32 protein-coding genes are annotated in these 24,274 nt (G+C 65.0%); all 32 read right to left on the bottom strand.

Translation table 11 applies throughout. The features are described 5' to 3' along the window. Nucleotides 1–17: 17 nt before the first annotated feature. The 32 genes from AAFN89_RS17730 to rpoC all read right to left on the bottom strand — a co-directional run bounded on the left by AAFN89_RS17730 (nucleotide 18) and on the right by rpoC (nucleotide 24,250). Nucleotides 18–1,034 (bottom strand): DNA-directed RNA polymerase subunit alpha, encoded by a 1,017-nt coding sequence (locus tag AAFN89_RS17730; RefSeq protein ID WP_347540543.1) that lies wholly within the window; start codon nucleotides 1,032–1,034, stop codon nucleotides 18–20. A gap of 226 nt (nucleotides 1,035–1,260) precedes the next feature. Then, on the bottom strand, nucleotides 1,261–1,656 hold the full coding sequence (gene rpsK, locus AAFN89_RS17725) for a 30S ribosomal protein S11 (protein ID WP_347540542.1): 396 nt from the start codon (nucleotides 1,654–1,656) through the stop codon (nucleotides 1,261–1,263). A 12-nt stretch (nucleotides 1,657–1,668) separates the two neighbouring features. Further along, nucleotides 1,669–2,037, bottom strand: a complete 369-nt coding sequence (gene rpsM, locus AAFN89_RS17720) for a 30S ribosomal protein S13 (protein WP_347540541.1) — start codon at nucleotides 2,035–2,037, stop codon at nucleotides 1,669–1,671. A 553-nt stretch (nucleotides 2,038–2,590) separates the two neighbouring features. After that, nucleotides 2,591–3,172 (bottom strand): adenylate kinase, encoded by a 582-nt coding sequence (locus AAFN89_RS17715; protein ID WP_347540540.1) that lies wholly within the window; start codon nucleotides 3,170–3,172, stop codon nucleotides 2,591–2,593. Next, on the bottom strand, nucleotides 3,169–4,518 hold the full coding sequence (gene secY, locus AAFN89_RS17710; RefSeq protein ID WP_347540539.1) for a preprotein translocase subunit SecY: 1,350 nt from the start codon (nucleotides 4,516–4,518) through the stop codon (nucleotides 3,169–3,171). Before secY ends, AAFN89_RS17715 begins: the two co-directional genes overlap by 4 nt. Before the next feature lie 72 nt (nucleotides 4,519–4,590). After that, on the bottom strand, nucleotides 4,591–5,082 hold the full coding sequence (rplO, locus tag AAFN89_RS17705; protein WP_347540538.1) for a 50S ribosomal protein L15: 492 nt from the start codon (nucleotides 5,080–5,082) through the stop codon (nucleotides 4,591–4,593). A gap of 28 nt (nucleotides 5,083–5,110) precedes the next feature. Continuing rightward, nucleotides 5,111–5,275: a 50S ribosomal protein L30 gene (gene rpmD, locus AAFN89_RS17700; RefSeq protein ID WP_347540575.1), complete on the bottom strand. Its 165-nt coding sequence runs from the start codon at nucleotides 5,273–5,275 to the stop codon at nucleotides 5,111–5,113. Nucleotides 5,276–5,522: 247 nt separating this feature from the next. Continuing rightward, complete coding sequence (rpsE, locus tag AAFN89_RS17695; protein ID WP_347540537.1) at nucleotides 5,523–6,107, bottom strand: 30S ribosomal protein S5; 585 nt, start codon at nucleotides 6,105–6,107, stop codon at nucleotides 5,523–5,525. Nucleotides 6,108–6,120: 13 nt separating this feature from the next. Beyond that, entirely contained in the window at nucleotides 6,121–6,483 is a 363-nt protein-coding gene (gene rplR / locus AAFN89_RS17690; protein ID WP_347540536.1) for a 50S ribosomal protein L18, read from the bottom strand. Between the two features lie 10 nt (nucleotides 6,484–6,493). After that, complete coding sequence (gene rplF / locus AAFN89_RS17685) at nucleotides 6,494–7,027, bottom strand: 50S ribosomal protein L6 (protein ID WP_347540535.1); 534 nt, start codon at nucleotides 7,025–7,027, stop codon at nucleotides 6,494–6,496. 12 nt (nucleotides 7,028–7,039) lie between these two features. After that, complete coding sequence (gene rpsH, locus AAFN89_RS17680) at nucleotides 7,040–7,438, bottom strand: 30S ribosomal protein S8 (protein WP_347540534.1); 399 nt, start codon at nucleotides 7,436–7,438, stop codon at nucleotides 7,040–7,042. 14 nt (nucleotides 7,439–7,452) lie between these two features. Continuing rightward, nucleotides 7,453–7,758: a 30S ribosomal protein S14 gene (rpsN, locus tag AAFN89_RS17675; protein WP_347540533.1), complete on the bottom strand. Its 306-nt coding sequence runs from the start codon at nucleotides 7,756–7,758 to the stop codon at nucleotides 7,453–7,455. A gap of 20 nt (nucleotides 7,759–7,778) precedes the next feature. Further along, on the bottom strand, nucleotides 7,779–8,318 hold the full coding sequence (rplE, locus tag AAFN89_RS17670; protein ID WP_347540532.1) for a 50S ribosomal protein L5: 540 nt from the start codon (nucleotides 8,316–8,318) through the stop codon (nucleotides 7,779–7,781). A gap of 5 nt (nucleotides 8,319–8,323) precedes the next feature. Next, on the bottom strand, nucleotides 8,324–8,647 hold the full coding sequence (rplX, locus tag AAFN89_RS17665; RefSeq protein WP_347540531.1) for a 50S ribosomal protein L24: 324 nt from the start codon (nucleotides 8,645–8,647) through the stop codon (nucleotides 8,324–8,326). Next, entirely contained in the window at nucleotides 8,644–9,012 is a 369-nt protein-coding gene (gene rplN / locus AAFN89_RS17660) for a 50S ribosomal protein L14 (RefSeq protein ID WP_347540530.1), read from the bottom strand. Before rplN ends, rplX begins: the two co-directional genes overlap by 4 nt. A gap of 17 nt (nucleotides 9,013–9,029) precedes the next feature. Continuing rightward, nucleotides 9,030–9,287 carry a 30S ribosomal protein S17 gene (gene rpsQ, locus AAFN89_RS17655; RefSeq protein ID WP_347540529.1) on the bottom strand — a complete coding sequence of 86 codons (258 nt, stop codon included), beginning with the start codon at nucleotides 9,285–9,287 and terminating at the stop codon, nucleotides 9,030–9,032. An 11-nt stretch (nucleotides 9,288–9,298) separates the two neighbouring features. After that, on the bottom strand, nucleotides 9,299–9,505 hold the full coding sequence (gene rpmC, locus AAFN89_RS17650) for a 50S ribosomal protein L29 (protein WP_347540528.1): 207 nt from the start codon (nucleotides 9,503–9,505) through the stop codon (nucleotides 9,299–9,301). Between the two features lie 4 nt (nucleotides 9,506–9,509). Then, nucleotides 9,510–9,929 carry a 50S ribosomal protein L16 gene (gene rplP, locus AAFN89_RS17645; RefSeq protein ID WP_347540527.1) on the bottom strand — a complete coding sequence of 140 codons (420 nt, stop codon included), beginning with the start codon at nucleotides 9,927–9,929 and terminating at the stop codon, nucleotides 9,510–9,512. Between the two features lie 25 nt (nucleotides 9,930–9,954). Further along, the gene (rpsC, locus tag AAFN89_RS17640; RefSeq protein ID WP_347540526.1) at nucleotides 9,955–10,635 is read right to left on the bottom strand and encodes a 30S ribosomal protein S3; all 681 of its coding nucleotides are present in this window, start codon (nucleotides 10,633–10,635) and stop codon (nucleotides 9,955–9,957) included. A 2-nt stretch (nucleotides 10,636–10,637) separates the two neighbouring features. Continuing rightward, on the bottom strand, nucleotides 10,638–11,018 hold the full coding sequence (gene rplV / locus AAFN89_RS17635; protein WP_347540525.1) for a 50S ribosomal protein L22: 381 nt from the start codon (nucleotides 11,016–11,018) through the stop codon (nucleotides 10,638–10,640). A gap of 2 nt (nucleotides 11,019–11,020) precedes the next feature. Further along, the gene (gene rpsS / locus AAFN89_RS17630; RefSeq protein ID WP_347540524.1) at nucleotides 11,021–11,299 is read right to left on the bottom strand and encodes a 30S ribosomal protein S19; all 279 of its coding nucleotides are present in this window, start codon (nucleotides 11,297–11,299) and stop codon (nucleotides 11,021–11,023) included. Nucleotides 11,300–11,309: 10 nt separating this feature from the next. Further along, entirely contained in the window at nucleotides 11,310–12,137 is an 828-nt protein-coding gene (gene rplB, locus AAFN89_RS17625) for a 50S ribosomal protein L2 (RefSeq protein ID WP_347540523.1), read from the bottom strand. A gap of 4 nt (nucleotides 12,138–12,141) precedes the next feature. Then, on the bottom strand, nucleotides 12,142–12,459 hold the full coding sequence (locus tag AAFN89_RS17620; protein ID WP_347540522.1) for a 50S ribosomal protein L23: 318 nt from the start codon (nucleotides 12,457–12,459) through the stop codon (nucleotides 12,142–12,144). Beyond that, a complete protein-coding gene (gene rplD / locus AAFN89_RS17615) occupies nucleotides 12,456–13,076 on the bottom strand; it encodes a 50S ribosomal protein L4 (RefSeq protein WP_347540521.1) in 621 nt (206 codons plus the stop codon). The genes AAFN89_RS17620 and rplD overlap by 4 nt, the downstream gene beginning before the upstream one ends. Before the next feature lie 4 nt (nucleotides 13,077–13,080). Next, on the bottom strand, nucleotides 13,081–13,812 hold the full coding sequence (gene rplC, locus AAFN89_RS17610) for a 50S ribosomal protein L3 (protein WP_347540520.1): 732 nt from the start codon (nucleotides 13,810–13,812) through the stop codon (nucleotides 13,081–13,083). Nucleotides 13,813–13,824: 12 nt separating this feature from the next. Beyond that, nucleotides 13,825–14,133: a 30S ribosomal protein S10 gene (gene rpsJ, locus AAFN89_RS17605; RefSeq protein WP_347540519.1), complete on the bottom strand. Its 309-nt coding sequence runs from the start codon at nucleotides 14,131–14,133 to the stop codon at nucleotides 13,825–13,827. A gap of 331 nt (nucleotides 14,134–14,464) precedes the next feature. Next, entirely contained in the window at nucleotides 14,465–15,655 is a 1,191-nt protein-coding gene (gene tuf / locus AAFN89_RS17600; RefSeq protein WP_347540506.1) for an elongation factor Tu, read from the bottom strand. A gap of 33 nt (nucleotides 15,656–15,688) precedes the next feature. Further along, complete coding sequence (gene fusA / locus AAFN89_RS17595) at nucleotides 15,689–17,767, bottom strand: elongation factor G (RefSeq protein WP_347540518.1); 2,079 nt, start codon at nucleotides 17,765–17,767, stop codon at nucleotides 15,689–15,691. A 61-nt stretch (nucleotides 17,768–17,828) separates the two neighbouring features. Then, nucleotides 17,829–18,299, bottom strand: a complete 471-nt coding sequence (rpsG, locus tag AAFN89_RS17590) for a 30S ribosomal protein S7 (protein ID WP_347540517.1) — start codon at nucleotides 18,297–18,299, stop codon at nucleotides 17,829–17,831. Nucleotides 18,300–18,311: 12 nt separating this feature from the next. Next, nucleotides 18,312–18,683: a 30S ribosomal protein S12 gene (gene rpsL / locus AAFN89_RS17585; RefSeq protein ID WP_347540516.1), complete on the bottom strand. Its 372-nt coding sequence runs from the start codon at nucleotides 18,681–18,683 to the stop codon at nucleotides 18,312–18,314. A 478-nt stretch (nucleotides 18,684–19,161) separates the two neighbouring features. After that, complete coding sequence (locus tag AAFN89_RS17580) at nucleotides 19,162–19,785, bottom strand: ATP-dependent Clp protease proteolytic subunit (RefSeq protein WP_347540574.1); 624 nt, start codon at nucleotides 19,783–19,785, stop codon at nucleotides 19,162–19,164. Between the two features lie 124 nt (nucleotides 19,786–19,909). Further along, a complete protein-coding gene (gene rpoC, locus AAFN89_RS17575; RefSeq protein WP_347540515.1) occupies nucleotides 19,910–24,250 on the bottom strand; it encodes a DNA-directed RNA polymerase subunit beta' in 4,341 nt (1,446 codons plus the stop codon). Between the last annotated feature and the right edge of the window lie 24 nt (nucleotides 24,251–24,274).

Here is a 24,274-nt window from a genome sequence, read left to right as displayed (position 1 = left end):
TCATGCGTTCGAGCCGATCAGTACGGCTCTTCCAGCTTCTTGGCCAGATCCTCGATATTCTCGGGCGGCCAATTGGTGATCTCCATGCCGAGATGGAGGCCCATCTGGGAGAGAACCTCCTTGATCTCGTTCAGCGACTTGCGGCCGAAGTTCGGGGTGCGGAGCATCTCCGCCTCCGTCTTCTGCACCAGATCGCCGATATAGACGATGTTGTCGTTCTTCAGGCAGTTGGCCGAACGGACCGAAAGCTCCAGCTCGTCCACCTTGCGCAGCAGGTTCTTGTTGAACGGCACGTCGTCGGACGATTCCTCGCGGCGCTCGGCCTGCGGCTCCTCGAAATTGACGAACAGGCGCAACTGGTCCTGGAGGATGCGGGCTGCCAGCGCCACGGCGTCGTCCGGCGTGACCGCGCCGTTCGTCTCCACCGTCAGGGACAGCTTGTCATAGTCGGTGACCTGACCGACGCGGGTGTTCTCGACCTTGTAGCTGACCTTGCGGACGGGGCTGTAGAGTGCGTCGACCGGGATCAGGCCGATCGGCGCGTCTTCCGGACGGTTGTTGACGGCCGGGACATAGCCCTTGCCGAGCGCGACCGTCATCTCGAGGTTGAGGCGTGCGCCGTCGTCCAGCGTGCAGATGACGAGGTCGGGGTCCATCACCTCGATGTCCGAGCCGGTGATGATCTGGCCGGCGGTCACCGGGCCGGGACCCTCGGCGTGCAGGCGCATCTTCTTCGGGCCTTCCGCATGCATGCGGAGAGCCAGCGCCTTGACGTTGAGCACGATGTCCGTCACGTCCTCGCGGACACCGGGAATCGAGGAGAATTCGTGGAGGACGCCGTCGATCTGGATCGAGGTCACCGCCGCGCCCTGGAGGGAGGACAGCAGGATCCGGCGCAGCGCGTTGCCGAGCGTGAGGCCGAAGCCGCGCTCCAGCGGTTCCGCGACGATGGTCGCCTTGCGCTGCGGATCGTCGCTGGTCTGGATGTCCAGCGCGGTCGGCTTGATCAGGATCTGCCAGTTGTTCGAAATCACGGGAGATAGTTCCTATGCCATCAAGCGGCCGGCCTTTGCGCGGAAGAGCGCCCGAGGTCCGGCCCGAAAACCCGGAAAGCGCCGTCGCCGGCGCTTCGCTTCCGATCCCATGCGAGGCGGCCCCGTGGCGAGGGCCGCTGTCCCGGATCGGCGGGTGGTCGCTTCCCGATTCAGCCGACGGATGGGAACCATCCGTCAGCATCGGAACACTTGGAAGCGCCGGTCCTTAGACCCGGCGCTTCTTGCGCGGACGGACGCCGTTGTGCGGGATCGGCGTGACGTCCTTGATCGAGGTAATCTGGAAGCCGATCGACTGAAGGGCGCGCAGCGCGCTTTCGCGCCCGGAGCCCGGACCCTTCACGTTGACTTCCAGGATCTTCATCCCGTGCTCCTGGGCCTTCCGGCCCGCGTCCTCGGCGGCCATCTGGGCGGCGTAGGGAGTCGACTTGCGGCTGCCCTTGAAGCCCATCATGCCCGAGGAGGACCAGGAGATCGCGTTCCCCTGGGCGTCGGAGATGGTGATCATCGTATTGTTGAACGAAGCGTTCACGTGAGCGACGCCGGCGGTGATGTTCTTCCGCTCGCGGCGACGCAGGCGCGCGTTAGCAGCAGGCTTTGCCATGATCTATCCGCCTTACTTCTTCTTGCCGGCAATCGGCTTCGCAGGACCCTTGCGGGTGCGAGCGTTGGTGTGGGTGCGCTGGCCGCGAACCGGCAGGCCGCGACGATGACGAAGGCCGCGATAGCAGGCCATGTCCATGAGGCGCTTGATGTTCATCGCCGTCTCGCGGCGCAGATCGCCTTCGACCGTGTGGTCGGCGTCGATCGTCTCGCGGATGCGGAGAATCTCGTCTTCGGTGAGGTCGGCGACCCGGCGCTCGCTCGGGATGCTCAGCTTCTCACAGATGTTGGATGCGGTCGTCCGCCCGATGCCGTGGATGTAGGTGAGTGCGATCACCACGCGCTTTTGGGTCGGAATGTTGACGCCAGCAATACGTGCCACGTCTTACTCCTGGTTCGATGTTGCGGCCTGCGGCAAAGCCGCTGATCCAGGCCTTCCCTTCGGGGACGGTCCGGACCCTGCTTCGCCGGGTTGCGGTCTTGTTAACGCCTGGAGTGAGGACGCACGAAAACGTCGCACCTCCAGGTCCGAGGGCGCGGAGTATAGGCATCCGCGCCGCCGGGTCAACACATTATCGGTCGCCTTGGTCCGCGCCCTGTCGAAAGGCCGGAGCGCACATGGTTCGACAGGCTCACCATGAGGTTTACTTGTTGGGTCATCCCGGACTTGATCCAGGATCCATAGGCCCTGGCAGCTTCACCGACCGCGAAGGAATGAGCGCGGTACCAGCTTCCGGCGACGCCGCATGGATGCTGGATCAAGTCCCATAGGCGTTAACTTTGAGGCGGTGAGCCTCACACCCTCGCCTTCAAAACCCTCACCCTCCCACCGCTTCGCGGCGGGCCCTCCCTCTCCCGCAAGCAGGAGAGGGGAAAATTACGACCAAAGTTAGCGCCTATGGGATCAAATCCAGCATGACGACGATTGCATTTTATCAGACGGTCGAGGGGACCTTCAGAATGGCTTCGATCTGCCCCGAGACGTTCTCGATCGAGGCCATGCCGTCGACGCCCTGGAGGACGCCGCGATCGCGGTAATAGGGCAGGATCGGCGCGGTCTGGTCGCGGTAGACCTGGAGGCGTTTGCGCAGCACGTCGGCATTGTCGTCCGCGCGGAGGCCGCCATTCTCTTTCGCCCGCGTCTCGATCCGGCCGAAAAGGGCCTCCTCGTCGACCCGGATCTCGATCACCGCGTCGAGCGCCAGGCCCTTCTCCTCCAGCATATGGTCCAGCGCCTCGGCCTGGGCCACGGTGCGGGGAAAACCGTCAAGGATGAAGCCGTTGCGGCAGTCGGGCTGGTCGATCCGGTCGGAGATCATGCTGATCATGACGTCATCGGAGACGAGATGGCCGGCGTCGAGGATCGCCTGAACCTTCCTGCCGAGGTCGCTGCCGCTGGCGACGGCCGCACGCAGCATGTCGCCCGTGGAGAGCTGCTTCAGGCCGTGCTTTTCTTCCAGAAGCTTGGCCTGAGTTCCTTTTCCGGCGCCGGGCGGCCCCAGCAGGATCAAGTTCATCCGCGTCGTCCTCGCAACTTCGACTTCTTGATCAGCCCTTCATACTGATGGGCCAGCAGATGGGAGTGGACCTGCGCCACCGTATCCATGGTGACCGTCACCACGATCAGCAGGCTGGTGCCCCCGAAATAGAACGGCAGGGCGAATTCGGAGATCAGGAACTCCGGCAGCAGGCAGACCAGCGTGATGTAGAGAGCACCAACCGCCGTCAGCCGTGTCAAGACGTAGTCGATATAGTCCGCCGTGTTCTTTCCCGGACGGATGCCGGGGATGAAGCCGCCATACTTCTTCAGATTGTCGGCCGTCTCCTCCGGATTGAAGACGATAGCCGTGTAGAAGAAGCAGAAGAAGATGATGAGCGCGGCGTAGAGCAGCATGTAGAGCGGCTGCCCATGGCCCAGCGCCGCCGCGATCGGCTGCGCCCAGCTCCCTCCCCCAGCAGCGCCGGAGAAGCCGATGATCGTCGTCGGCAGCAGCAGCAGCGAGGAGGCGAAGATCGGCGGGATGACGCCCGCCGTGTTCAGCTTCAGCGGCAGGTGGGAGCTTTCGCCCCCGAACATGCGGTTGCCGACCTGGCGCTTGGGGTACTGCACCAGCAGGCGGCGCTGCGCGCGCTCCATGAACACGATGAAGGTGATGACGGCGACCGCCATCACCAGCATGAAGATGATGAACAGCGTGGAGATCGCGCCCGTCCGGCCGAGTTCCAGCGTGTTGATCAGCGCGCGGGGCAGTTCAGCCACGATGCCGGCGAAGATGATGAGCGAGATGCCGTTGCCGACGCCCCGCGCCGTGATCTGTTCGCCCAGCCACATCAGGAACATGGTGCCGCCGACGATCGTGATGACCGTGGAGATGCGGAAGAACCAGCCCGGATCGATCACCGCGGCGCCGGTCGAGCCCGACAGCCCCTCCAGCCCGACGGACAGCCCGTAGGCCTGGACCGTGGCCAGAAGCACGGTGAAGTAGCGGGTGTACTGGTTGATCTTCTTGCGGCCGCTCTCCCCCTCCTTCTTCAGCGCCTCAAGCGTCGGCGACACCGCCGTCATGAGCTGGATGATGATGGAGGCCGAGATGTACGGCATGATGTTGAGGGCGAAGATCGTCATCCGCCCCAGCGCGCCGCCGGAGAACATGTTCAACATGCCGAGCAGCCCGCCGCCGCCCTGCTGGTTGAAGATCTCGTTCAGCACGGTCGGGTCGATGCCCGGAATGGGGATATAGGTGCCGAGCCGATACACGATCAGCGCACCAAGGGTGAACCAGATGCGGTTCTTGAGTTCGGTCGCCTTCGCGAAGGCGCCGAAATTGATGTTCGCGGCTAGCTGTTCAGCGGCAGATGCCATAACGCCCTCGACGGTGGGACGGCGGGAGACCGCCGCATGCGGCCTCCCGATCTCTTCCTGGAGCGGCGGGAGTTAGGCGTCGGCCTTGGCCTCGCCCTTGGCCGGCGCGGTCACGACGACCTTGCCCCCGGCCTTCTCGACCGCTTCGACGGCGGCCTTGGACGCGCCCGTCACCTCGATCGTGACCTTGGCGGACAGTTCGCCCTTGGCCAGCAGCTTCACGCCGTCGAACGGCTTGTCCACCAGCCCCGCGGCCTGGAGGGTGGCCAGGTCGATCGTCTTCTTGGCGTCCAGCTTCTTGGCGTCGACCGCCTGCTGGAGTCTGCCCAGATTGACCTCGGCGAACCGCTTCTTGAAGTTCGCGTTGTTGAAGCCGCGCTTCGGCAGGCGACGGTAGAGCGGCATCTGGCCGCCTTCGAAGCCGTTCAGCGCGACGCCGGTCCGGCTGGACTGGCCCTTCACGCCGCGTCCGCCGGTCTTGCCCTTGCCGGAGCCGATGCCGCGGCCGATGCGCATGCGGCCCTTGCGGGCGCCCGCATTATCGCGAATTTCGTTCAACTTCATAATAAGGATCCTTCTACGCCGAGGGGCTTCAGCCCTGCTCGACTCGCACCAGGTGCTTCACCTTGTCGATCATGCCCCGCACGGCCGGCGTGTCAACCAGCTCACGGGTGCGATGCAGCTTGTTCAGGCCGAGCCCGACCAGCGTCTGCCGCTGATCCTGCCGGCGGCCGATGGGGCTGCCGATCTGGGTCACGACGACGGTGGCGGCGTCGGCCTTGGCCGGGGCCTTCTTCCGGGCCGGCGCCTTCTTCTTGGGAGCGGCGGCTTTCTTGGGAGCGGCGGCCTTCTTCGCGGCCGGGGCCTTAGCCTCGGCCTTCTTGGGAGCGGCCTTCGCCTCAGCCTTCTTGGGAACGGCCTTCGCCTCGGCCTTGGGAGCGGCCTTGGCGGCGGCTTCCTTCTTCGGGGCGGCGGCCTTCTTGGCCGGCGCCTTCTTCTCCGTGTCAGCCATTCGCGGCCTCCTGCGTCTCAGCGGTTTCCGCCGAAGCGCCCTGACGCGGCTTGATGATGTCGCTGACCCGCTTGCCGCGGCGCGCCGCCACGGCCCGCGGCCCCTCGACCGCCTTCAGCGCCTCGAAGGTCGCCTTGATCATGTTGTGCGGGTTCGACGACCCGATCGACTTGGCGACGACGTCCTGGACGCCCAGCGCCTCGAAGATCGCGCGCATCGGACCGCCGGCGATGATGCCGGTGCCCTGCGGGGCCGCGCGCAACACGACATTGCCGGCGCCGAACAGGCCCTTCATGTCGTGATGGAGCGTCCGTCCCTCGCGGAGCGGAACGCGGATCATGCTGCGCTTCGCCTGCTCGGTCGCCTTGCGGATTGCCTCGGGGACCTCACGGGCCTTGCCGGCGCCATAGCCGACCCGGCCGCGCCCGTCACCGGCGACGACAAGGGCGGCGAAGCCGAACCGGCGTCCGCCCTTCACCACCTTGGCGACGCGATTGATGCTGACGAGCTTCTCGATCAGCTCGCTGTCTTCGCCCCGCTCGCGCGGCGCCCGATCGTCTCTCTGGCCACGTGCCATAATCACGTTTCTCCTAGAAGTCCAAGCCGCCTTCGCGGGCGGCCTCGGCCAGCGCCTTGATCCGGCCGTGGTAGATGTAGCCGCCCCGGTCGAACACGACCTTGTCGACGCCGGCGGCCTTCGCGCGCTCGGCCAGCAGCTTGCCGACGGCCTTCGCCGCGTCGACGGTCGCGCCGCTCTTCAGCGCCTCCCGCAGGTCCTTGTCCAGCGTCGAGGCGGCGGCGAGCGTGTGGCCCTGGCCGTCATCGATGACCTGGGCATGAATGTGCTTGGAAGACCGGAACACCGACAGCCGGGGGCGCGGGTTCCGCATCTTCGCAAGCTTGGACCGCAGCCGCATCTGGCGGCGGTCGCGCAATTGCTTCGTCTTCAGCATGTCCGCACCCTTACTTCTTCTTGCCTTCCTTGCGGAGGATCGTTTCGGTCTCATACTTGATGCCCTTGCCCTTGAAGGGCTCCGGCGGCCGCATGGACCTGATCTCCGCGGCGACCTGCCCCACGCGCTGCTTGTCGTAGCCCGTGATGCTGATCGCGGTCGGCCGTTCCGTCTTCATCTGGATCCCCTCGGGGATGGGGTAGCGGATCTCATGGCTGTAGCCGAGCTGCAGCACGAGTTCCTTGCCCTGGACCGCGGCGCGGTAACCGACGCCGTTGATCTCCAGATTTGTGGTGAACCCCTCGTTCACGCCCTTGACGATATTGTTCACGAGGGTGCGGCTGGTGGCCCACATGTTCCTGGCGAAGCGGCTTTCCGACTTCGGCAGGACAGTGACCTTTCCGTCCTCCATCGAGACCTTGATCTCGTCAATGAGCTTGACGCTGAGCTGGCCCAGCTTGCCCTTGGCGGTCACGGTCTGTCCGTCGACGTTCACCTGAACGCCGGACGGGACGGGGACGGGATGTTTACCAATTCGGGACATCGCTCGGCACCCTTAGAACACTTCGCAGAGGATCTCGCCGCCGACATTGGCGGCGCGGGCCTCATTGTCTGACATCACGCCGCGCGGGGTCGACAGGATCGAGATGCCCAGCCCGTTATAGACACGGGGGATATCCTTCACCTTCTTGTAGACCCGGCGGCCCGGCTTGGAGACGCGGTCGATGTTCCGGATGACCGGCTGGCCGTCCTGGTACTTCAACTCCACGCGCAGGTTCCTGATCCCGGCGCGCACGTCCTCGCTGGAATAGCCGCGGATATAGCCTTCCCGCTTCAACACCTCCAGCACGTTCATGCGGAGGGTCGAGGCAGGGCTTTCCACGACCGGCTTGCCGGCGCGCTGACCGTTACGGATACGGGTCAGCAGATCGCCGAGAGGATCACTCAACAACATCTATCGATCCTCCCTTACCAGCTCGCCTTGACCATGCCGGGGATCTGTCCCCGGGAGGCCAAGTCGCGAAGCGCGATACGGCTGAGCTTGAACCGGCGGTAGAACGCCTTGGGGCGCCCCGTCAGTTCGCAACGGTTGTGGACGCGCGTCGGTGACGCATTGCGCGGCAACTCGGCCAGCTTGAGGCGGGCGGCGAAGGCCTCCTCAGGCGCGGCATTCTTGTCGCTCGCGAGGGCCTTCAGCCGCTCGCGCTTCGCCGCATACTGCTTGACCAGTCGCTCGCGCCTCTTGTTCTTCTCGATGGCGCTTTTCTTAGCCATGATCTGACCTCTCGAGCCGCTTAGTTGACGAACGGGAAGTCGAAGGCCTTCAGAAGCGCGTGCGCTTCCTTGTCCGACTTCGCGGTCGTCACGATAACGATGTCCATCCCCCGGACGCTGTCGACCTTGTCGTAGTCGACTTCGGGGAACACGATCTGCTCCTTGATGCCGAGGGAGTAATTTCCCCGGCCGTCGAAGCTGCTGCTGGGCAGCCCGCGGAAATCGCGGACGCGCGGCAACGCGATATTCACCAGACGGTCCAGGAACTCGTACATCCGCTCCTGGCGCAGGGTGACCTTGGCGCCGATCGGCATGCCTTCGCGCAGCTTGAAGGTAGCGATCGACTTGCGGGCGTGGGTGACCACCGGCTTCTGTCCGGCGATCGCCGTCAGTTCCTGCACCGCGGACGTCACCTTCTTGGAGTCCTGGACGGCTTCGCCCACACCCATGTTGATGACGATCTTCTCGATCCGCGGGGCCTGAAGGGTGTTCTTGTACTCGAACTCCTTCATGAGGGCCGGACGGATCACCTTCTGGTATTGCTCTTTAAGCCTAGCCATGGCGATCACCGATCAATCACTTCGCCGGAACGCTTCGCGAACCGGACCTTGCGGCCATCGTCGAGGATCCTGAAGCCGATGCGCGTGGCTTCGTTGCTGCCCGACGGGTCGATATGGGCGACGTTCGACAGGTGGATCGGCGCTTCCTTTTCCAGGATGCCGCCGGCGGACGTCGCGGACTGGCGGGTATGGCGCTTGACCATGTTCACGCCCTGGACGAGCACGCGGCTCTCCTGGGTCAGGACCCGCAGCACCTCGCCGCGCTTGCCCTTGTCGCGGCCGGTGGTGACGACGACGGTGTCGCCCTTCCTGATTCTCGCGGCCATCACAGCACCTCCGGCGCCAGGCTGATGATCTTCATGAACTTCTTGGCCCGCAGCTCACGCGTGACCGGCCCGAAGATACGGGTGCCGATCGGCTCGCCCTGCTTGTTGATCAGCACGGCCGCGTTGGTGTCGAACTTGATCGACGTCCCGTCGGTCCGGCGGATTTCCTTGGCGGTGCGAACGATGACGGCGCGATGGACGTCACCCTTCTTGACGCGGCCGCGCGGGATCGCCTCCTTCACCGAGACGACGATCACGTCGCCCACGGCGGCAACCCGGCGCTGCGAACCGCCCAGCACCTTGATGCACTGCACCCTGCGGGCCCCTGAATTATCGGCCACTTCCAGGTTCGTCTGCATCTGGATCATGGATCCGGCTCCTTACCTTAAGCGCTCGGACCGCCTTCGGCGGCCTTCTCGGTCACGACAACCCAGCGTTTGGTCTTCGACATCGGAGGCGCCTCGATGATCGAGACCTCGTCGCCGACCTTGAACTGGTTCTTCTCATCGTGCGCATGGAACTTCTTCGAGCGCTTGATGAACTTCTTGTAGACGGGATGCTTCAGCCGCCGTTCGACCAGGACGGTGATGGTCTTGTCCATCTTGTCCGAGACGACTTTCCCAATGAGCACACGCCGTGGCATGGCCCCACCTCCTAGCTGGCCGCCGCGGCGGCGCCGCGACGATCGGTAAGAATGGTCTTGATGCGGGCGATGTCGCGACGCACCTCACGCACCCGCGCGGTGTTCTCCAGCTGGCCGGAGGCCTTCTGGAAACGCAGGTTGAACTGTTCCTTCTTGAGCGAGAGGAGCTGATCCTTCAGCTCGTCCGCGCTCTTGGCGCGAATGTCTTCGGCCTTCATTTCTCTAGACCTCCTCGCCCAGGCGGGCGACGAAACGGGTTTCGACCGGCAGCTTGGCGGCCGCAAGCTCGAACGCCCGCTTGGCCAGGTCGCCCGGCACGCCGTCCAGCTCGAACATGACGCGGCCCGGCTTGACCCTGCACATCCAGTATTCCGGCGAACCCTTGCCCTTGCCCATGCGGACTTCGGCGGGCTTCTGGGAAACCGGCACGTCCGGGAAGATGCGGATCCACACCCGGCCCTGACGCTTGATGTGGCGGGTGATCGCGCGGCGGGCCGCCTCGATCTGCCGCGCGGTGACACGCGCCGGTCCTATGGCCTTCAGGCCGTAGGCGCCGAAGTTCAGCGTGGTGCCGCCCTTGGCGACGCCCTTGACGCGGCCTTTGTGCGCCTTGCGGAATTTTGTGCGCTTTGGACTAAGCATCGTTCAATGCCCTCGTTCTCTCGCCTCAGCCGCGCGCCGAGGTCTGCTCGGCCGCCCGCTTGTCCTGGGCCATCGGGTCATGGGCCATGATCTCACCCTTGAAGACCCAGACCTTGACGCCGCAGGTCCCGTAGGTGGTCTTCGCCGTCGCGGTGCCGAAATCGACGTCCGCCCGAAGCGTATGCAGCGGCACCCGGCCCTCGCGGTACCATTCGGTGCGCGCGATCTCCGCGCCGCCCAGACGGCCGCCGCAATTGATCCGGATGCCCTGCGCGCCGAGGCGCATGGCGTTCTGGACCGCCCGCTTCATCGCCCGGCGGAACGCCACCCGGCGCTCCAGCTGGTTGGCGATGTTCTCGGCGATCAGCTTGGCGTCGATCTCCGGCTTGCGGATCTCGACGATGTTCAGGCTGACCTCGCTGCCGGTCATCTTCGCCAGCTCCTGACGGAGCTTCTCGATGTCCGCGCCCTTCTTGCCGATCACCACGCCCGGACGGGCGGTGTGGATCGTCACGCGGGCCTTCTTGGCCGGCCGCTCGATGACGATGCGCGCGAGGCCCGCCTGGGCCAGCCGCTTCGTCAGAAGCTCGCGGATCGCGATGTCCTCGTGCAGCAGGTCGGCATAGTCCCTGGTCGCGAACCAGCGCGAATCCCAGGTCCGGTTGATGCCGAGCCGAAGCCCGATCGGATTGACTTTCTGACCCATAGTTACGCCGTCTCCTCACGCTCGCGGACGATCACGGTCAGGTTCGACCAGGCCTTCTCGACCCGCGACGCACGGCCGCGCGCCCGAGCGTGGAACCGCTTCATCGTCAGGCTCTTGCCGACGAACGCTTCCGCCACGATCAGACGATCGACGTCCAACTGATGGTTGTTCTCCGCGTTGGCGACCGCCGACTGCAGGACCTTCTTGACCTCCTGCGCCACGCGGCGCTTGGAGAAGGTGAGGTCCGCCAGCGCCTTGCTCGCATCCTTGCCGCGGATCATTCCGGCGACGAGGTTGAGCTTGCGCGGGCTGGTACGGATCAGCTTCGCGAAGGCTTTCGCTTCGGTGTCGGACAGGGTCCGCTCTGCCGCAGGCTTGCCCATGACTACTTCCTCTTCGCCTTCTTATCCGCCGCGTGACCGTAGTAGGTCCGCGTCGGCGCGAACTCGCCGAACTTGTGGCCGACCATGTTCTCGGTGACGAGGACGGGCAGGAACTTCTGCCCGTTGTAGACGCCGAAGGTCAGGCCGACGAACTGAGGCAGGATGGTGGACCGGCGCGACCAGATCTTGATGATCTCGTTGCGCGCGGAACTCCGCGCCGCCTCGGCTTTCTTGAGGAGAAACCCGTCGACGAAGGGCCCCTTCCAAACGGAACGTGCCATCGCCCGTCTCCTACTTCTTGTTCCGGCGACGCAGGATCATCTTATCCGTCGCCTTGTTGTTGCGGGTCTTGCGGCCCTTGGTCGGCTTGCCCCACGGCGTCACCGGGTGACGGCCGCCGGAGGTCCGGCCTTCGCCGCCGCCATGCGGGTGGTCGATCGGGTTCATGGCGACGCCACGGACCGAGGACCGCTTGCCCAGCCACCGCTTGCGACCGGCCTTGCCCAGGTTGGTGTTGCTCTCGTCCGGGTTCGACACGGCGCCGATCGAGGCCATGCACTCGCCGCGGATGAGACGAAGCTCACCCGACGCCAGCTTGAGCTGCGCCATGCCCATGTCGCGGCCGACGAGCTGGGCGTAGGTGCCGGCCGAACGGGCCATCTGGCCGCCCCGGCCCGGCTTCAGCTCCACATTGTGGACGATGGTGCCGATCGGGATCGACTTCAGCGGCATCGCGTTGCCCGGCTTCACGTCGACCTTGGCGCCGGAGACGACCTGGTCGCCGACCGCAAGGCGCTGCGGCGCCAGGATGTAGGACTGCTCGCCATCGGCATATTCGATCAGCGCGATGAAGGCGGTGCGGTTGGGATCATATTCGATCCGCTGCACGGTCGCCGTCACGTCATGCTTGGTGCGCTTGAAGTCGACCAGGCGGTAGGTCCGCTTGTGGCCGCCGCCGATGCGCCGCGCCGTGATCCGGCCGGTGTTGTTGCGGCCGCCCTTCTTGGTCAGGCCTTCGGTCAGCTTCTTGACCGGCTTGCCCTTGTAGAGCCCGGACCGGTCGACGATGACCAGCTGGCGCGTGCCCGGCGTGATCGGGTTGAATTGTTTCAGTGCCATCGCTTTAGATCCCCGTCGTCACGTCGATCCGCTGGCCCTCGGCCAGGGTGACGACAGCCTTCTTCTCGTCCGAACGGCGACCCATGATGCCGCGGAAGCGCTTGGTCTTGCCCTTCGAGCGCAGGGTGTTCACGCCGGTCACCTTGACCTTGAACACCTGTTCCACCGCCTGGCGGATCTCCGGCTTCGTCGCGTCCAGGGGCACCTTGAAGGTGACCTGGTTATGCTCCGACACCAGGGTCGATTTCTCGGTGATGACCGGGGCGCGGATGATGTCGTAGATCCGCTCCTGGCTCACCGGCTTGAATGTCTTCCGGCTCATTTCAGGCGGGCCTCCAGCTGCTCCACCGCGTTCCGGCTCAGGACCAGAATGTCGCGGCGCAGGATGTCGTAGACGTTGGCGCCCTGCTGCGGCAGCACGTCGATCAGCGGCAGGTTACGGGCGGCGAGCCGGAACTGGTCGTTCACGTTCTCGCCGTCGATGATCAGCGCCGACCCCAGGCCCAGCGCCGACAGCTTGGCGGCCAGTTCCTTGGTCTTGTGGCTGTCGGCGGTGACCGTGTCGACCACGATCAGCTTGCCGTCGGCGGCCTTCGCCGAAAGCGCCGTCTTCAGCGCCAGCTTGCGGACCTTCTTCGGCAGATCGTAGCCATGGTCGCGGACCACCGGGCCGAAGATCACAGCACCGCCGCGGAACTGCGGCGACCGGGTCGAACCCTGACGGGCGCGGCCGGTTCCCTTCTGCTTGAAGGGTTTCTTCGTGGTGCCGGCGATCTCGCTGATGCCCTTGGTCTTGTGCGTGCCGGCGCGCCGCTTGGCGAGCTGCCAGTGCACAATCCGGTGCAGCAGATCCTGGCGGACGGGGAGGCCGAAGATCGAGTCCGAAAGCTCGATCTCGCCCGCGTCCTTGTTTTCGAGTGTCTTAACCGAGAGCTTCATCGGTTCAGTCCTTCTTATCCGCGGCGGCCTCGCCCGCGGCATCGCCGCCGGCATCGCCATTCGCCTTGCGCACGGCGCCGGGGTACGGAACGTTGTCCGGCCGGGGACGCTTGACCGCGTCACGAACCATGACCCAGCCGCCGTCGGAGCCGGGAACGGCGCCGCGAACGAGGATCAGGCCCTTTTCGACATCGGTCGAGACGACCACGAGATTCTGGATCGTCACCCGCTCATGACCCATGTGGCCCGGCATCTTCTTACCCTTGAAGACCTTGCCCGGATCCTGGTTCTGACCGGTGGAGCCGATCGCACGGTGGCTGACGGACACGCCGTGGCTGGCGCGAAGGCCAGAGAAGTTGTGCCGCTTCATGCCGCCGGCGAAGCCCTTGCCGATCGAGGTGCCGGTGACGTCGACGCGCTGGCCAGCGACGAAATGCTCCGCCGTCAGCTCATCGCCGATCGACAGCAGCGCGTCGTCGGCGACGCGGAATTCGACCAGCTTCTTCTTCGGCTCGACCTTCGCCTTGGCGAAGTGGCCGCGCATCGGCTTGGTGACGTTCTTCACCTTGGCGGCGCCGGCGCCGAGCTGGACGGCAGTGTAGCCGTCGGCGTCGGCGGTGCGGACGGCGACCACCTGGCAGCCATCGACCTTCAGCACCGTGACCGGAACATGCTCACCCGCCTCGTTGAAGACGCGGGTCATGCCGACCTTCTGCGCAATCAATCCGGAACGCATATCGTCGCCCCCTTAAAGCTTGATCTCGACGTCGACGCCGGCCGCGAGGTCGAGCTTCATAAGAGCGTCGACGGTCTGCGGGGTGGGGTCGACAATGTCGAGCAGCCGCTTGTGGGTGCGAATCTCGAACTGCTCCCGCGACTTCTTGTCGATGTGCGGGGACCGCAGAACGGTATAGCGCTCGATGCGCGTCGGCAGCGGGATCGGCCCGCGAACCTGGGCGCCCGTCCTCTTGGCGGTGTTCACGATCTCCGACGTGCTCTGGTCGAGCACCCGGTGATCGAACGCCTTGAGGCGGATCCGGATATTCTGACTGTCCATTTATCCTAGTCCGTTATTTCGCCGAGAGGTGCGGGCGCCGGACCACCCGGCGGCGCACATCGCGAACAGTCCACGTCAAAAAAAATTCACCCGCGCCGCGAAGGTCGGCTCGGGTGAGGGCGTTCATATACGGGTTTCGATCCCCCCTGTCACCCCCGAAAGGCCGGGAAATGACAGAAAGATGATCGGACCCGCTATGCGTGACCGGCGGAGCGGACTCCGCCGATCTATCCCTTGTCCCGGGCCGCCCTTTCCGACCCTGCCGCCGGAGCGGCAGGGTATCGGAGGAACGGTCCTTCTTGAGGTCGCTAGACCTGCGTCTGGCGGCCTCTTACTCGATGATGCCGGCGACGACGCCGGCGCCGACGGTGCGGCCGCCTTCGCGGATGGCGAAGCGCAGGCCTTCATCCATGGCGATCGGCGCGATCAGCGTCACTTCCATCGACACGTTGTCGCCCGGCATCACCATCTCGGTGCCTTCCGGAAGCGTCACCACACCGGTCACGTCGGTCGTCCGGAAATAGAACTGCGGACGGTAGTTGGTGAAGAACGGCGTGTGGCGGCCGCCCTCCTCCTTGGTCAGGATGTACGCCTCGGCCTTGAACTTGGTGTGCGGCGTGATCGAGCCCGGCTTCGCCAGCACCTGGCCGCGCTCCACATCCTCGCGCTTGGTGCCGCGCAACAGCGCCCCGATATTGTCGCCCGCCTCGCCCTGGTCGAGCAGCTTGCGGAACATCTCGACGCCCGTGCAGGTCGTCTTCACCGTATCCTTGATGCCGACGATCTCGATCTCCTCGCCGACCTTCACGATGCCCCGCTCGACCCGCCCGGTCACCACCGTGCCCCGGCCCGAGATCGAGAACACGTCCTCGATCGGCATCAGGAACGGCAGGTCCTTGGGACGATCCGGCGTCGGGATGTACTCATCCACCTTCGCCATCAGCTCCAGGATCGCGTCGCGGCCGATCTCCGGGGTCTTGTCCTCCAGCGCCGCCAGCGCCGAACCCTTGATGATCGGAATGTCGTCGCCCGGGAACTCGTAGCTCGACAGCAGCTCGCGAACCTCAAGCTCGACCAGTTCCAGAAGCTCCGGATCGTCGACCTGGTCGACCTTGTTCATGAACACCACCAGCGCCGGAACGCCGACCTGGCGCGCCAGCAGGATGTGCTCGCGGGTCTGCGGCATCGGGCCGTCGGCCGCCGACACCACCAGGATCGCGCCGTCCATCTGCGCCGCGCCGGTGATCATGTTCTTCACATAGTCGGCATGGCCCGGGCAGTCGACATGCGCGTAGTGACGGTTCGCCGTCTCGTACTCCACATGCGACGTCGAGATCGTGATGCCGCGCGCCTTCTCCTCGGGAGCCTTGTCGATCGCGTCGTACGCCGTGAACGTCGCCCCGCCGCTCTCAGCCAGCACCTTCGTGATCGCCGCCGTCAACGTCGTCTTGCCATGGTCAACGTGACCAATCGTTCCAATGTTCGCGTGCGGCTTCGTACGCTCAAACTTCGCCTTCGCCATTTTCTCTAGTCTCCGTTCTTATATATTCAAAGGTCAGGCCAGCTTCGCGCGCACTTCGTCGGCGATCGCCTGGGGCACCGGCTCATAGTGGTCGAAATGCATGCTGTACTGCGCCCGGCCCTGGCTCATGGAGCGCAGCGTGTTGACGTAGCCGAACATGTTGGCCAGCGGCACCATGGCGGCGATCACGCTGGCGTTGCCGCGGCTGTCCATGCCCTGGACCTGGCCGCGACGGCTGTTCAGGTCGCCGATGACGTCGCCCATATAGTCTTCCGGCGTCACCACCTCGACCTTCATGATCGGCTCCAGCAGCACGGGCTTGGCCTTGACGATGCCTTCGCGGAACGCCGCGCGGGACGCGATCTCGAACGCCAGGACCGAGGAGTCGACGTCGTGATAGGCGCCGTCGATCAGGGTCGCCTTGAAATCGATCACCGGGAAGCCGGCAATGACGCCGTTATCCTTGGAGGATTCCAGGCCCTTCTGGACGCCCGGCACGTATTCCTTCGGCACGGAGCCGCCGACCACCTTGTTCTCGAAGGTGAAGCCCTCGCCCGGCTCCTGCGGCTCGAACACCAGCTTGATGCGGGCGAACTGGCCGGAACCGCCGGTCTGCTTCTTGTGGGTGTAGTCGATCTCCGCCTTCTGGGTGATCGTCTCCCGGTACGCGACCTGCGGAGCGCCGACATTGGCCTCCACCTTGAACTCGCGCTTCATGCGGTCGACGATGATCTCCAGATGGAGTTCGCCCATGCCCTTGATGACGGTCTGGCCGCTTTCCTGATCGACGGTCACGCGGAAGGACGGATCCTCCTGCGCCAGCCGCTGCAGGGCGGTGGACATCTTCTCCTGGTCGGCCTTCGACTTCGGCTCGACCGCGATCTCGATGACCGGCTCCGGGAACTCCATCCGCTCCAGAATGATCGGCTTGGCCGGATCGCAGAGCGTGTCGCCCGTCGTCGTCTGCTTCAGGCCGACCAGCGCCACGATGTCGCCGGCCGAGGCCCACTTGATCTCCTCACGGCTGTTGGCGTGCATCAGCAGCATGCGGCCCAGCCGCTCGCGCTGGCCCTTGACGGAGTTCAGCACGTAGGAGCCGGCCTCGACGGTGCCGGAATAGATGCGCGCGAAGGTCAGCGAGCCGACGAACGGGTCGGTCATGATCTTGAAAGCCAGCGCGGAGAACGGCGCCTGATCGTCGCACGGACGGCTGTCGACCTCGTCGCTGTCGATCTTCAGGCCCTTGACCGAGCCCACGTCGAACGGCGACGGCAGATAGTCGACCACGGCGTCGAGCATCGGCTGGACGCCCTTGTTCTTGAACGCCGAGCCGCACAGGACGGGAACGAACTTCAGGCCGATCGTGCCCTTGCGGATGCAGGCCTTGATCTGCTCGGCCGTCGGCACGGCGCCTTCGAGATAGGCCTCCATGACCTCGTCGTCCTGCTCGACGACCGTCTCGATCAGCTTCGTCCGGTACTCTGCCGCCTTCTCCGCCAGATCGGCCGGAATGTCGGCATAATAGAATTCCGCGCCGAGCGACTCGTCCTTCCACAGGATCGCGCGGTTCTCGACCAGGTCGACCAGACCGGCGAAGTCGCTCTCCGTCCCGATCGGGAGCTGGAGGACCACCGGCACCGCGCCCAGCCGATCGACGATCATGTCGACGGTGCGATAGAAGTTCGCGCCGATGCGGTCCATCTTGTTGACGAAGCACATCCGCGGGACGTGGTACTTGTCCGCCTGACGCCAGACCGTCTCCGACTGCGGCTCCACGCCGGCGACGGAGTCGAACACCGTGACCGCGCCGTCGAGCACGCGCAGGGACCGCTCCACCTCGATGGTGAAGTCGACGTGGCCCGGCGTATCGATGATGTTGATCCGGTAATCGTGCCAAAAGCAGGTCGTCGCGGCCGACGTGATCGTGATCCCGCGCTCCTGCTCCTGCTCCATCCAGTCCATGGTGGCGGCGCCGTCATGGACCTCGCCGATCTTATGGGACCGGCCGGTGTAGTAGAGGATGCGCTCGGTCGTGGTCGTCTTGCCGGCGTCGATATGCGCCATGATACCGATGTTGCGGTAATTGGCGATGGGGGTCTGGCGCGCGTTCATGGGTCGGCTCTCAATCAAACTCGGACGGTCGCGCCCCCGGACGGGGCGCGACCGAAATGGGTTACCAGCGGTAGTGCGAGAACGCCTTGTTGGCGTCCGCCATCCGGTGGGTGTCCTCGCGCTTCTTCACGGCGGCGCCGCGCTGGTTGGCCGCATCGAGAAGCTCATTGGACAGGCGGTCCACCATGGTCGTCTCCGACCGCTTGCGGGCGGCGGCGATCAGCCAGCGGATGGCCAGCGCCTGCGACCGCTCCGGACGGACCTCGACCGGCACCTGGTAGGTGGCGCCGCCGACCCGGCGGGACCGGACCTCGACCTGCGGGCGCACATTGTGCAGCGCCTCGTGGAAGGTCGCCACGGGGTCGGCCTTGGAGCGCGACTCGACCTTCTCCAGGGCGCCGTAGACGATCCGCTCGGTCGCGGACTTCTTGCCGTCGAGCATCAGGTTGTTCATGAACTTGCTGAGCACAACGTCGCCGAACTTGGGGTCCGGCAGGATTTCACGCTTTTCCGCGCGATGACGACGAGACATCGATTGTGCTCCTTACTTCGGACGCTTCGCGCCGTATTTCGACCGGCGCTGACGGCGATCCTTGACGCCCTGGGTATCGAGCGTGCCGCGGATGATGTGGTAGCGAACGCCGGGAAGGTCCTTCACACGGCCGCCGCGGATCATGACGACGGAGTGTTCCTGAAGGTTGTGGCCTTCGCCGGGGATGTAGCTCGTGACTTCGAAACCGTTGGTAAGGCGCACACGAGCGACCTTACGAAGGGCCGAGTTCGGCTTCTTCGGCGTGGTGGTGTAGACGCGGGTGCAGACCCCCCGCTTCTGCGGGCACGCCTCAAGCGCCGGAACCTTGTTGCGCGCACGCTGCGGCTTGCGCGGCTTACGGATCAACTGATTGATCGTTGGCATTTCAGCCCTTCTTGAAAAAAGACAAAACAAACGACGACACAAACGATGACGAGGCGTTCCCGGCGCCACGAGCGCCGACGCCGAAACCGTCGAGGGACTGACTCAAGGGTTAAACGAAGCAAAAAACCCGACCAAGCGGCCATTTCCGGCCCGCCTGGCGGGATCAGCTTGTTCAACGCGGAACAGGGAAATCCCCGACCGCTATGACGTCATCCTCAACGAGATCAGCGTCTAGGCGACGCGCCGCCTACGGCCAGCTCCCGTCAAAGGCGCGCGGACTATACGGATGGCCCATGGGTGCGTCAAGCGCAAGGAATCGGCCTTCGGTCATTCCGCGGCGGGCTCGGGTCAAGGGGGTGGGGAATCCCTGTCCCCGCCCCTCATGGTGAGCCTGTCGAACCATGTGTGCCCGCACCTTTCGACAAGCTCAAGGTAAGGTGGGCGGGCTGGGATTCGCCCCCTCCCCTCCCCCAGCCGGTCAGTCCAGCTCGTTCATGGAGGTGACGATCTTGTGGACCATGCCGTAGGCGGAGGCTTCCTGGGCGGACATCCAGTAGTTCCGGTCGGTGTCCTTCGCCACGCGCTCCAGCGGCTGGCCCGTCTCCTCGGAGATGATGCGGTTGATGCGTTCGCGCATCTTGATGATCTCCCGCGCCTCGATATCGATATCGACGGCCGGGCCGCGCACGCCGCCGATCGGCTGGTGCAGCAGGAAGCGGGTGTTGGGCAGGCAGAACCGCTTGTCCTTCTCCGCGCCCAGGAAGATGTGCGCGCCGGCGCTGGCGACCCAGCCGGTGCCGATCATCCGGATCGGGACGGCGGAGCGGATGAACTTGATGACGTCGTGGATCGTGTCGCCCGATTCGACGTGGCCGCCGGGCGAGTTCACATAGATGTCGATCGTCTTGTCGGAATCCTCGGCGAGCGCCAGCAGCCGGGCCGTGGCGTCGCGGGCCACCTTGTCGTTGATCTCACCGAAGATCAGCACCTTCCGTTTGTTGAGAAGGCGGGTTTCCAACTCGTTGACCACGCCCTCGGGCCTGGCTTCGGTCGGCTGGGGGTGATCGGGATCCTCGTCCAGCAGGAAACGATCATGGGTCATGGTCACGTCGCGCAGCCTTTCGCTTCGGGTATCGAGGGCAAACTAGAGCATCGGACAAAGAAAATAAAAGCCCCCTCCTCGACGGATCGAAGAGGGGGCTTCGCGGCGGCCCGCCGGAGCGGGATCAGGCCGCGCTGGATTCGCTCGAGGAGCTGTCCAGCAGGTCGGTGTCGGCGTCGCCGTCGGTAAGGCTTTCCTGGGACACCCGGTCGCGCTCCGCCGCCACCCGCTTCAGGCGGGCGACATGGGAACCCGTGCCGGCCGGGATCAGCGAACCGACGATGACGTTCTCCTTCAGCCCCTCCAGCCGGTCGATCTTGCCGGAGACGGCGGCCTCGGTGAGGACGCGGGTCGTCTCCTGGAACGACGCGGCGGAGATGAAGGACTTGGTCTGCAGGCTGGCCTTGGTGATGCCCTGGAGGACCGGCATGCCGCTCGCCGGCTTGTAGCCTTCGGCGATCGTCTTGTCGTTGACCTCGTCGAACTCCTCCCGGTCCACCTGCTCGCCGACCAGGAAGGTCGTCTCGCCGCCATCCAGGATCTCGACCTTCTGCAGCATCTGGCGAACGATCACCTCGATGTGCTTGTCGTTGATCTTCACGCCCTGCAGCCGGTAGACGTCCTGGACCTCGTTGATGAGGTAGTCGGCCAGCGCCTCCACCCCCATCACCGACAGGATGTCGTGCGGGACGGGATTGCCGTCCATCAGCAGGTCGCCCTTTTCGACAAAGTCGCCCTCCTGGACGGAGATGTGCTTGCCCTTCGGGATCATGTACTCCTTGGACTCCTGATCGGCGTCCTCGGGCACAACCACGATCCGGCGCTTGGTCTTGTAGTCCTTGCCGAACTCCACCCGGCCGGCGATGTCCGAGATGATGGCGTAGTCCTTCGGCTTGCGCGCCTCGAACAGTTCCGCCACCCGCGGCAGACCGCCGGTGATGTCGCGGGTCTTGGAGCTTTCCCGCGGGATGCGGGCCAGCACGTCGCCGGCCTGGACATGGGCGCCGTTGGCGACCGACAGGATGGCGTCGACCGACATGAAGTACCGCGCCTCAAGCCCGTTCGGCAGCTTGACGACCTCACCCGTCTCATCCCGAAGGGTGATGCGCGGCCGCAGATCCGCGCCGCGCGGCTGCTGACGCCAGTCGACCACCACCTTGGAGGAGATGCCCGTGGTCTCGTCCATCACCTCGCGCATCGAGACGCCTTCGACCAGGTCGACGTAGCTGACCGTGCCTTCCTTCTCGGTAATGATCGGGATGGTGTACGGATCCCACTCCGCCAGCTTCTGGCCGCGTTCGACGGTGACGCCTTCGTCGGCCAGCAGCTTGGCGCCGTAGGGCAGACGGTGCCGGGCCTTCTCGCGGCCCTGCTCGTCCACCAGCACCAGTTCGCTGTTGCGGCCCATCACCACCGGCACGCCGCCGGAATTGGCGACGACGTTGCGGTTCTTGATCTGGACCTTGGCGTCGAACGCCGCCTCGATTGCCGACTGCTCCGCGCCACGCTGGGCGGCGCCGCCGATGTGGAAGGTCCGCATGGTGAGCTGGGTGCCCGGCTCGCCGATCGACTGGGCGGCGATGACGCCCACCGCCTCGCCGATATTGACCGTCGTGCCGCGCGCCAGGTCGCGACCGTAGCACTTGCCGCAGACGCCGCCCTTGCTCTCGCAGGTCAGCGCCGACCGGATCAGCAGGCGGTCGACGCCCGCCGTCTCGATCAGCTCCACCCGCGGCTCGTCGATCAGCTCGCCCGCCGGGACGACCACGTCGCCGGTCAGCGGGTGCTTCACGTCCTCCAGCGCGGTGCGGCCCAGGATGCGCTCGCCCAGCGGCACGATCACCTCGCCGCCGTCGATGACGGCGGTGGCGGTGATGCCCTGCTGGGTGCCGCAATCCTCCTCGACCACGACGCAATCCTGCGCCACGTCGACGAGACGGCGGGTCAGGTAGCCCGAGTTCGCCGTCTTCAAGGCGGTGTCGGCCAGGCCCTTACGGGCGCCGTGCGTGGAGTTGAAGTACTCCAGGACGGTCAGGCCTTCCTTGAAGTTGGAGATGATCGGCGTCTCGATGATCTCACCCGACGGCTTGGCCATCAGGCCGCGCATGCCCGCGAGCTGGCGGATCTGCGCGGCGGAGCCACGGGCGCCGGAATGGGCCATCATGTAGACGGAGTTCACCTGCCGGGAGGGATCGTTCAGGGTGGAGGAGATTTCCTTCATCATCTCCTCCGCGACCCGGTCGGTGCAGGTCGACCACACGTCGACGACCTTGTTGTACTTCTCGCCGCGGGTGATGAGGCCGTCGAGATACTGGTTCTCGTACTCCTTCACCAGTTCGGAAGCCTCCGACACCAGCTTGGCCTTGGCCTTGGGGATGACCATGTCGTCCTTGCCGAAGGAGATGCCGGCCCGGCACGCATAGGCGAAGCCGGTCTGCATCATCCGGTCGGCGAAGATCACCGTCTCCTTCTGGCCGCAATGGCGGTAGACCACGTCGAGGACGTTGGTCACCTCCTTCTTGGTCAGCATCTTGTTGATCAGGGCGAAGGGCACCGCCGGGTGGCGGGGCAGGATTTCCGACAGGATCATCCGGCCCGGCGTCGCGGTGACCCGCTGCACGATCTTCTCGCCGTTCTCATCCACCCCGTGGAACCGCGCCTTGATGCGGGTATGCATGCCGATCGCGCCGGCGGCCAGCGCCTGCTCGATCTCGCCCATGGAGGCGAAGCGCGGCACCAGATGGGCGACGATTTCACCCTTCTTCAGCCGGGCCAGCAGCTTCTTGGTGTCGGCGGGATCGACCAGTTCGGACAGCTTGGACGGATTGCGCAGCACGATGTCGTCCCGCGCCACGGCGGCGTCCAGCGCCTCCTGGCTGTCGATCGAGACGACCGGCCCCAGGATGTCGTTCCGCTCCATCGACAGGTAGTAGAGGCCGAGAACGATGTCCTGCGACGGCACGATGATCGGCTTGCCGCTGGCCGGGCTGAGGATGTTGTTGGTCGACATCATCAGCACGCGGGCCTCAAGCTGGGCTTCGAGGCTCAGCGGGACGTGCACGGCCATCTGGTCGCCGTCGAAATCGGCGTTGAAGGCGGTGCAGACCAGCGGGTGAAGCTGGATCGCCTTGCCCTCGATCAGCGTCGGCTCGAACGCCTGGATGCCCAGGCGGTGCAGCGTCGGCGCGCGGTTCAGCATGACCGGGTGCTCGCGGATCACCTCTTCGAGGATGTCCCAGACCTCCGGCCGCTCCTTCTCCACCATCCGCTTGGCGGCCTTGATGGTCGACGCCATGCCGTAAAGTTCAAGCTTGTGGTAGATGAACGGCTTGAACAGCTCCAGCGCCATCTTCTTCGGCAGGCCGCACTGGTGCAGCTTCAGCTCGGGCCCGACGACGATGACCGAACGGCCCGAATAGTCGACGCGCTTGCCCAGCAGGTTCTGACGGAACCGGCCCTGCTTGCCCTTCAGCATGTCGCTGAGCGACTTCAGCGGACGCTTGTTGGCGCCGGTGATGACGCGGCCGCGACGGCCGTTGTCGAACAGGGCGTCGACCGCCTCCTGCAGCATGCGCTTTTCGTTCCGGACGATGATGTCCGGAGCGCGCAGCTCGATCAGGCGCTTCAGCCGGTTGTTCCGGTTGATGACGCGGCGGTAGAGGTCGTTGAGGTCGGAGGTCGCGAAGCGGCCGCCATCCAGCGGGACCAGCGGGCGCAGTTCTGGCGGGATGACCGGCACGACGTCCAGGATCATCCATTCCGGACGGGAGCCGGAGTCCTGGAACGCCTCGATCAGCTTCAGCCGCTTGACCAGCTTCTTCCGCTTGGCTTCCGATCCGGTCTCGCGCAAATCCTCGCGGACCGTGACCTTCTCCTCGTCCAGGTCGATGGCCGACAGCATCTGCTTCAGGGCTTCCGCGCCGATCTTGGCCTGGAACGCCTCCTCGCCATACTCGTCCTGGGCGCGCATGAACTCTTCTTCGGAAAGAAGCTGGTTGCGCTTCAGCGGTGTCAGGCCGGGTTCGATCACGACGTAGTTTTCGAAATAGAGAACCCGCTCGAGATCCTTCAGCGTCATGTCGACCATCAGGCCGATGCGCGACGGCAGGGACTTCAGGAACCAGATATGGGCGACCGGCGAGGCCAGCTCGATATGGCCCATCCGCTCGCGCCGCACCTTGGAGAGCGTGACCTCGACGCCGCACTTCTCGCAGATGATGCCCTTATACTTCATGCGCTTGTACTTGCCGCACAGGCACTCGTAATCCTTGATCGGACCGAAGATGCGCGCGCAGAACAGGCCGTCGCGCTCCGGCTTGAAGGTCCGATAGTTGATCGTTTCGGGCTTCTTGATCTCGCCGAACGACCAGGACCGGATGCGCTCCGGGCTGGCGATGGCGATCTGGATACTGTCGAAGCTCTGCGGGCTCTGCACCTGGCCGAGGATGTTGATCAACTCGTTCATGGCAACCGAACTCCCTGAGGGGCT

Origin of the sequence: Inquilinus sp. CAU 1745 (assembly GCF_039839375.1) — a bacterium.
GTDB lineage: Bacteria > Pseudomonadota > Alphaproteobacteria > DSM-16000 > Inquilinaceae > JBDOQU01.
This window is presented reverse-complemented; position numbering and strand designations above follow the sequence as displayed.

What these genes read in the sequence shown, in the direction of transcription:
- rpsK (WP_347540542.1), bottom strand. Translation starts at nt 1,656, where the DNA reads ATGGCAAAGCCTGCTGCTAACGCGCGCCTGCGTCGCCGCGAGCGGAAG.
- AAFN89_RS17715 (WP_347540540.1), bottom strand. Translation starts at nt 3,172, where the DNA reads ATGAACTTGATCCTGCTGGGGCCGCCCGGCGCCGGAAAAGGAACTCAG.
- secY (WP_347540539.1), bottom strand. Translation starts at nt 4,518, where the DNA reads ATGGCATCTGCCGCTGAACAGCTAGCCGCGAACATCAATTTCGGCGCC.
- rplO (WP_347540538.1), bottom strand. Translation starts at nt 5,082, where the DNA reads ATGAAGTTGAACGAAATTCGCGATAATGCGGGCGCCCGCAAGGGCCGC.
- rpsE (WP_347540537.1), bottom strand. Translation starts at nt 6,107, where the DNA reads ATGGCACGTGGCCAGAGAGACGATCGGGCGCCGCGCGAGCGGGGCGAA.
- rplR (WP_347540536.1), bottom strand. Translation starts at nt 6,483, where the DNA reads ATGCTGAAGACGAAGCAATTGCGCGACCGCCGCCAGATGCGGCTGCGG.
- rplF (WP_347540535.1), bottom strand. Translation starts at nt 7,027, where the DNA reads ATGTCCCGAATTGGTAAACATCCCGTCCCCGTCCCGTCCGGCGTTCAG.
- rpsH (WP_347540534.1), bottom strand. Translation starts at nt 7,438, where the DNA reads ATGTTGTTGAGTGATCCTCTCGGCGATCTGCTGACCCGTATCCGTAAC.
- rpsN (WP_347540533.1), bottom strand. Translation starts at nt 7,758, where the DNA reads ATGGCTAAGAAAAGCGCCATCGAGAAGAACAAGAGGCGCGAGCGACTG.
- rplE (WP_347540532.1), bottom strand. Translation starts at nt 8,318, where the DNA reads ATGGCTAGGCTTAAAGAGCAATACCAGAAGGTGATCCGTCCGGCCCTC.
- rplN (WP_347540530.1), bottom strand. Translation starts at nt 9,012, where the DNA reads ATGATCCAGATGCAGACGAACCTGGAAGTGGCCGATAATTCAGGGGCC.
- rpsQ (WP_347540529.1), bottom strand. Translation starts at nt 9,287, where the DNA reads ATGCCACGGCGTGTGCTCATTGGGAAAGTCGTCTCGGACAAGATGGAC.
- rpmC (WP_347540528.1), bottom strand. Translation starts at nt 9,505, where the DNA reads ATGAAGGCCGAAGACATTCGCGCCAAGAGCGCGGACGAGCTGAAGGAT.
- rplP (WP_347540527.1), bottom strand. Translation starts at nt 9,929, where the DNA reads ATGCTTAGTCCAAAGCGCACAAAATTCCGCAAGGCGCACAAAGGCCGC.
- rpsC (WP_347540526.1), bottom strand. Translation starts at nt 10,635, where the DNA reads ATGGGTCAGAAAGTCAATCCGATCGGGCTTCGGCTCGGCATCAACCGG.
- rplV (WP_347540525.1), bottom strand. Translation starts at nt 11,018, where the DNA reads ATGGGCAAGCCTGCGGCAGAGCGGACCCTGTCCGACACCGAAGCGAAA.
- rpsS (WP_347540524.1), bottom strand. Translation starts at nt 11,299, where the DNA reads ATGGCACGTTCCGTTTGGAAGGGGCCCTTCGTCGACGGGTTTCTCCTC.
- rplB (WP_347540523.1), bottom strand. Translation starts at nt 12,137, where the DNA reads ATGGCACTGAAACAATTCAACCCGATCACGCCGGGCACGCGCCAGCTG.
- AAFN89_RS17620 (WP_347540522.1), bottom strand. Translation starts at nt 12,459, where the DNA reads ATGAGCCGGAAGACATTCAAGCCGGTGAGCCAGGAGCGGATCTACGAC.
- rplD (WP_347540521.1), bottom strand. Translation starts at nt 13,076, where the DNA reads ATGAAGCTCTCGGTTAAGACACTCGAAAACAAGGACGCGGGCGAGATC.
- rplC (WP_347540520.1), bottom strand. Translation starts at nt 13,812, where the DNA reads ATGCGTTCCGGATTGATTGCGCAGAAGGTCGGCATGACCCGCGTCTTC.
- rpsJ (WP_347540519.1), bottom strand. Translation starts at nt 14,133, where the DNA reads ATGGACAGTCAGAATATCCGGATCCGCCTCAAGGCGTTCGATCACCGG.
- tuf (WP_347540506.1), bottom strand. Translation starts at nt 15,655, where the DNA reads ATGGCGAAGGCGAAGTTTGAGCGTACGAAGCCGCACGCGAACATTGGA.
- fusA (WP_347540518.1), bottom strand. Translation starts at nt 17,767, where the DNA reads ATGAACGCGCGCCAGACCCCCATCGCCAATTACCGCAACATCGGTATC.
- rpsG (WP_347540517.1), bottom strand. Translation starts at nt 18,299, where the DNA reads ATGTCTCGTCGTCATCGCGCGGAAAAGCGTGAAATCCTGCCGGACCCC.
- rpsL (WP_347540516.1), bottom strand. Translation starts at nt 18,683, where the DNA reads ATGCCAACGATCAATCAGTTGATCCGTAAGCCGCGCAAGCCGCAGCGT.
- AAFN89_RS17580 (WP_347540574.1), bottom strand. Translation starts at nt 19,785, where the DNA reads ATGACCCATGATCGTTTCCTGCTGGACGAGGATCCCGATCACCCCCAG.
- rpoC (WP_347540515.1), bottom strand. Translation starts at nt 24,250, where the DNA reads ATGAACGAGTTGATCAACATCCTCGGCCAGGTGCAGAGCCCGCAGAGC.